Origin of the sequence: uncultured Methanobrevibacter sp., from assembly GCF_947170395.1 — an archaeon.
In the GTDB taxonomy this organism is placed as follows: Archaea; Methanobacteriota; Methanobacteria; order Methanobacteriales; family Methanobacteriaceae; genus Methanocatella.
This window is the reverse complement of the sequence record NZ_CAMVTE010000058.1, coordinates 1-5,678: the sequence shown is the minus strand read 5'-3', so window position 1 is coordinate 5,678 and position 5,678 is coordinate 1. Positions and strand designations below refer to the sequence as shown.

Genomic DNA, 5,678 nt, shown 5'->3' with positions numbered 1-5,678 from the left:
GCGTCAAGTGGTCTTTGAACATTTTGTCCGCTCATTATATCACCTTATATTATCATAAATTTTAGTTTTAAATTAATATAATCAAGTTAAGATAAGACAAAACCTAATTAAAACTAATACTATTAATTATAACTAACCTACTATATAAAGGTTACTTTATTTTGGGCTAAAATAATGAAAAAATAAGTCCGATACTAAATAATTAGTTTTGTAGTATTTAAATTATTCATCAAATGCTCTCTGACATTGCTTATATTCAAACACAAACATAACCAATAACACCCAACCGTCACCTGGTAATTTTATGAAAATCAATGAAGAAAAATATATCAGCATCATCATGTATATATTATCCAAATGCCACAACAAGCCAAATTTAGGCAAGACCGTCCTTTGTACAGTGATGTATTTCATTGATTTTGACTATTACGAACGCTACGGCAAATTCCTAACAAAAGAAACCTACATCAAATCAAAAAGAGGAATCAAACCGAAACATTTTAAAAAAATTACCGAAGATTTGATTGCCAAAAAACAGTTATTTTTGCGAAAAGAACCCTACTATAACAGAATTCTTCACAGATACTACCCGACAGTCATCCCAACACTGAATTTTACATCCAAAGAGCTAATTGTAATCAACTCATGCATCAGACAGTTAAGCGACAGCAATGCAAACACAATAACCAGATATGCCTACCGTGACGAACCGTTGACAAAAACCAAACTTGGAGATGAGATAAACTACGAAGATGTTTTTCTAAGATAACAATAGTTTTATTAATTTTAAATACCATAATATTATTCATTAATATATTATGGGGTAAACATGGCGATTAAAGTTAAAAAAAGAAATTTCTTGAAAAAAAAGAAAATTAAAGAAATAAAATCACAATTGGGCGAATATTCAGACTTGCTTCAGGGAAAAAAGAATGTAGAAATACTTGAAGCTGAACCTAATTCATTCATTTTGGTGGATGGTGAACCATACATAATAATAATTGACGACAAACCGTTCCCAACACTGAAAGCAGCGCTTGCAAATGAAATTGACGGCAAAACAGTAACCGTGGATATGGGAGCAATCAGATTTGTAAGCAACGGTGCAGACATCATGAGTCCAGGAATTGTCGATGCATCCGAAGGCGTAGATGAAGGCGACATCGTACTCATCATAGATGAAACCCATGGAAAACCACTGGCAATTGGAGTAAGCCTAATAAGCGGTGAGGAAATGGTTGCAAACGATTCCGGAAAGGCAGTTGCAACAAAACACTATGTCGGCGACGACATCTGGAACTTTGAAATTTAGGGTGATAGCATGGCGGAACTGAGATACAGAGCAGGAAACATCAAAAATCCTCAAGTCCACAAAATAGGAATAATAGCCCTGGGATCACACCTTGAAAACCACGGTCCTGCACTTCCAATCGATACCGACGCAAAGATAGGAGCCCACATCGCATTTCAGGCATCCCTTTTAACCGGAGCAAAATTTTTAGGAATAATCTTTCCTGCATATGAACTTGACACAATCGACCATGGAGTTCATGTTTCCCTTGAAGTTCTAAAGGAAAATGTAATAAACACACTTAACTCCGCTAAAAAATTTCTGGATATCGAAAAGGTAGTTATCGTAAATGCCCACGGTGGAAATATACCCTTAGTGGCCGAATTATGGGACATTGAAGATAAAACAGGAATATCAATCATATTCAACAACAAGGTAATCTCTTCGGAAGGTCCGCACGGCGGAAGCGGTGAGCTGTCAATGGCCAAAGTCCTTGGAATCATTAATGAAAATGAGATTGACAATCAGGCAAATGTCAGAGAATATGAAGAAGTTGGCCTGCATGGATTTGCACAGGCAAGAAAGGATGATCCCAACATCGAAGAAGGCGCAAGGGACGTTGAGGAAAACGGCGTTTATGTGGATGAAGAATACGGACACAGATTATTTAATCTGGCCATTAATTCCGTATTGCTGGATGTTGAGAAATTGTTGGATTTCTAAAAAAAAGAAAAGGATAAATTAATTATCCTGTGGGAGTTCCCCCATCTGGATTATCATTAACTGAACCTCCAGACTCCTGACCATCATTATGACTTCCAGAATTACTGGAACTGCCTTGGTCTCCCGAATCAGATTGCTGATTGGATGAAGACTCATCAACAGTAGTTTCTACATTTGAACTTGAACTATCCTGACTTGATTGGGAATAGCTTTGAGAATCATCATATCCGTAAGTGGTTGGAGAACTGTTTGAATCTGTAATCGCTGAGAGATTATCCAGAATTCCACCACTACTTTCATTAGGCAAGATTGATATTGGCCCGGTCATAGCTCCAAAAACGCTAGCCAGACAGAAAGCAATGCAAGCTACTATAAATATCACCAAAATTGTAGCAGATCTACTTGACAATATAAACACCTTCTAAAATTTACTAACAATAATATATTGGAATAGATATATAAATATATTGATAATGATGAAAACAATTAAAGAACCTATCCAATGTGAAATAAACGTCAAGAAATCACAGTTCATCTGCAGCCTGTATCCGACAAGGACAAAGGCCGAATCAAAGGAAATTATCCAAAGGCTTAACAAGCAATACAGTGATGCCACCCATAACTGCACAGCATACATCGTAAGTGACGGAGAAGGCTTTGACGATGACGGAGAACCTGGTGGAACTGCAGGAAAACCTATGATTAACGTTTTAAGAAAAAACGAGCTTCACAACGTGACAGCTATCGTTACAAGATATTTCGGTGGGATAAAGCTTGGCGCAGGAGGGCTTGTAAGGGCATATTCAAAGTCAGTTATGGAAGCCATTGGAGAGGCAGAAATACTTGAAATTGAAGAGTATGACGTCTATCAAATCATATTTGAATATTCCGATATAAAAACAGCCGATACGGAAGTTAGAAACAACAGTCTGGAAGTCATTGACAAGCAATACTCAGATAAGGTCATCTATGAAATCGTGTCAAAGGACAATAGAGACATCTTAAAGATATTTGAAAAATACTCTGGAAAAATAGAAACTACTTTTAAAAACAAGCAATTTTTGGAAAAAATATAAAAAAGGAAGAACTATTGTTCTTCAAAATTAGCTGCAGGTACACCGCAAACAGGGCAGGTGTAGTCTTCAGGCAATTCGTCTTCTTCTAAAACGAATCCACATACTTTACAGACATAAGCCATCTTATCACCTATTCTACTTTTTCAAACATGTCAGCAGTAGCGCCGCACATTGGACATTTGTAGTCTTCAGGTAATTCATCGAATTCTTCAGTTGTGTATCCGCAAAGTTTACATTTGAATTTTGCCATATTAACAATCTCCTTAAATTTTACATTAAAGTTGTTTTATTATTATTTTGTCCGTTAGTAATATATAAATTTAATCTAGTTTTTTTCAAACATAGACTTTGACATCCTACATTTTGGACATTTGAATGAAGATGGCAAGTCCTCGAATTTGGTTCCTTCAGGAATATTCAAACCTTCTTCATAGTTGTCTTCATCTAGAACATATCCGCAAATTTTACATTTATAAATAGCCATTTTAAATCTCCTTTTAATGATATTGAAAAATTAGAATCTGTTTGGAACTTTCAAATGATCAGGAAGCGGCTTGATACGTGCAGGAGTTCCGATAGCCAAATAGAATGGAGGAACTGAATGTATTACAATAGCTCCCGCTGCGACGATGGATCCCTCTCCAATCTCAACATTGGACAGGAATGTTGTGTTACCACCTATGGATGCTCCACGTCTTACCTTAGGTCCCTGAAGTTCATAATTAATCCTTACAGGATATTTGTCATTGGTAAAACAGGCACAAGGTCCGATAAATACATTGTCTTCAATCACTGAATTGGTTGGAATATATACATTGGATTGGATGCTTACATCATTTCCGATGATTACATCACCCTCAATGACAGTGTTGGTTCCAATCAACACGTCATCCCCGATATTGGTGTTTTCACGAATTACCACGTTATGGCCTGTTCTGAAATTGTCCCCTATTACCACATCATTGTAGATAATGGAATTTGACCTTATGGTAGGGTTGTTTCCTATAACCGGTGGCTTTGAATTTGGAGCGTATTCAACACCGAACTGGATGTTCTGGTTTTCAGGGAACTTCAATTCAGGTTTTGACAAATCAGGCTTTACTGATTCCCTCTCAATCATCGGCCTTTCATAAATAACCTCTTCAATTTCCTCCCTTTGGATAGGAATTTCATAGTTGTTAGGTTTTTGATAATTAGGTCTTTCAGGATAAGATGGTCTTGGAGGTTGAGCATACATTCTGTCATCTGCAGGCATTTGAACCACATGAGGTTGTCTTTCCTCATGAGAATAATAATGATGATTCTCCTTGAGTTGTTCTATAGATCTTTCTCTATTTTTCGGTTGCCTATCATCAAGAGTCTGTGAAAACCTAACCATATTATCAAACCTTTATTTAATTAAATTTAATCTGTTAATGATTTAATGTATGTTTCTAATTAGTATATATACTAGATGGTTAAAATCGATTGTTTTTTGTAAAAATCAATATTGCAGAAAGAATATAAAAATTTTGAGATTTAAAAAAAATAGTTTATTGCAAAGCATTGCAAATTTCATCAGCAAGTCCAATTGCCATTTTAGCATCATCAACAGTTACAACATCAACAATATTATAATCTGCAGTAACTCTCAAATCTATGAAATCAGAATATCTTCTACGAAGTTTCATTTTGCCAAAAGATTTTAAAGCTACAAGAATAGCTGCATGATATCCAATATCCCTATCAGAATATTCTCTAACATCTTTATATGAGCCATTATCAATAATCCAATCCCTTGTATGTAAATATGTTGAGAGATATGCTCTGTTTACTATTGACCTGTAAATACATTGCAAATCATAATTTTCATCTTATTTTTGGCAAAGGATACCTCGACCTCTTTTAGGTTGGGGAGGAATTTGCCAACCTCCATGCTATTAACCAGCCTTTTATTGGTTCTAATAATTTTAACTTTTTACTACTTACTCCTTGACTGACAACAGTACCATCAAATCTTTTTAATTGGAAGTAGCCGCTACTGCGTTTGCCTGTGATAAAACATTCTATTCCATTATACAGTACTTTATCAAACCTTCTGAATCCGTTAACGATGTAGGGTGATTGGTTGCATTGTCGTATGCCTCCTTTTCCCGGTTTGGATTTATGGATTTGACGGTTATGTCTTCTGACTTTGCGATATAGGAATTCGACTTGGGATTGTTCTGCATTGTAATTATGGCTGATTACATATGCATCATTGCAATGAGACTTACTAATACCTAGTTTTTCACGAGTGTATTTAGTCAGATACCCAAAAGTTTCAAAAACATTATCAAACTCATTTTTAAGCAATTCAACCAATCTTTTCCTCATGATATTCATGTGAGAAGCATGTTGGAATGATTTGACTTTTTTGTTGAATTTTAACCCATTGTTATGAATCTTTTCGTGGCATTCTTTGCATATTGTTGTGAGGTTTTCCATACTATCTGATCCTCCGTGGCTTCTAAATCGTATATGATGAACTTGTAATTTAACCTGTTGGGCTCCACATATTTGGCAGGTATAATTGTCTCTGCTTAAAACAGCAGCTTTAACATTATAAA

The 5,678-nt window shown here is 35.6% G+C and carries 11 protein-coding genes; 4 read left to right on the top strand and 7 right to left on the bottom strand.

The window, feature by feature from the left end; genetic code table 11:
* Positions 1–304 precede the first annotated feature (304 nt).
* From Q0W04_RS10340 to arfB, 3 genes are read left to right on the top strand one after another with little or no spacing between them, the layout of a single operon-like run.
* Positions 305–769, top strand: a complete 465-nt coding sequence (locus Q0W04_RS10340; RefSeq protein WP_298502985.1) for a type II toxin-antitoxin system antitoxin SocA domain-containing protein — start codon at positions 305–307, stop codon at positions 767–769.
* A 60-nt stretch (positions 770–829) separates the two neighbouring features.
* On the top strand, positions 830–1,312 hold the full coding sequence (locus Q0W04_RS10335; protein ID WP_298502982.1) for an RNA-binding protein: 483 nt from the start codon (positions 830–832) through the stop codon (positions 1,310–1,312).
* Positions 1,313–1,321: 9 nt separating this feature from the next.
* Positions 1,322–2,014, top strand: a complete 693-nt coding sequence (gene arfB, locus Q0W04_RS10330) for a 2-amino-5-formylamino-6-ribosylaminopyrimidin-4(3H)-one 5'-monophosphate deformylase (RefSeq protein ID WP_298502979.1) — start codon at positions 1,322–1,324, stop codon at positions 2,012–2,014.
* 22 nt (positions 2,015–2,036) lie between these two features.
* Here the strand turns inward: arfB and Q0W04_RS10325 are convergent, their stop codons facing one another.
* Positions 2,037–2,423, bottom strand: a complete 387-nt coding sequence (locus Q0W04_RS10325) for a hypothetical protein (RefSeq protein ID WP_298502976.1) — start codon at positions 2,421–2,423, stop codon at positions 2,037–2,039.
* A gap of 67 nt (positions 2,424–2,490) precedes the next feature.
* Here Q0W04_RS10325 and Q0W04_RS10320 point away from each other — a divergent pair, with 67 nt between their 5' ends.
* A complete protein-coding gene (locus Q0W04_RS10320) occupies positions 2,491–3,090 on the top strand; it encodes a YigZ family protein (protein ID WP_298502973.1) in 600 nt (199 codons plus the stop codon).
* Between the two features lie 11 nt (positions 3,091–3,101).
* On the opposite strand, the gene Q0W04_RS10315 is transcribed toward Q0W04_RS10320, so the two are convergent.
* The 6 genes from Q0W04_RS10315 to Q0W04_RS10290 all read right to left on the bottom strand — a co-directional run.
* A complete protein-coding gene (locus Q0W04_RS10315; RefSeq protein ID WP_292783789.1) occupies positions 3,102–3,212 on the bottom strand; it encodes a rubredoxin-like domain-containing protein in 111 nt (36 codons plus the stop codon).
* Between the two features lie 8 nt (positions 3,213–3,220).
* Positions 3,221–3,340, bottom strand: coding sequence for a rubredoxin-like domain-containing protein (locus Q0W04_RS10310; RefSeq protein WP_287412284.1), 120 nt, complete (start codon positions 3,338–3,340; stop codon positions 3,221–3,223).
* A 75-nt stretch (positions 3,341–3,415) separates the two neighbouring features.
* Positions 3,416–3,574 (bottom strand): rubredoxin, encoded by a 159-nt coding sequence (locus tag Q0W04_RS10305; RefSeq protein ID WP_298502970.1) that lies wholly within the window; start codon positions 3,572–3,574, stop codon positions 3,416–3,418.
* A gap of 30 nt (positions 3,575–3,604) precedes the next feature.
* Entirely contained in the window at positions 3,605–4,210 is a 606-nt protein-coding gene (locus Q0W04_RS10300; RefSeq protein ID WP_298502988.1) for an acyltransferase, read from the bottom strand.
* 412 nt (positions 4,211–4,622) lie between these two features.
* Entirely contained in the window at positions 4,623–4,928 is a 306-nt protein-coding gene (locus Q0W04_RS10295; RefSeq protein ID WP_298502967.1) for a hypothetical protein, read from the bottom strand.
* Positions 4,929–4,974: 46 nt separating this feature from the next.
* Positions 4,975–5,678 (bottom strand): HNH endonuclease (locus Q0W04_RS10290; protein ID WP_298502965.1); only part of this gene is annotated, 704 nt, incomplete at its 5' end.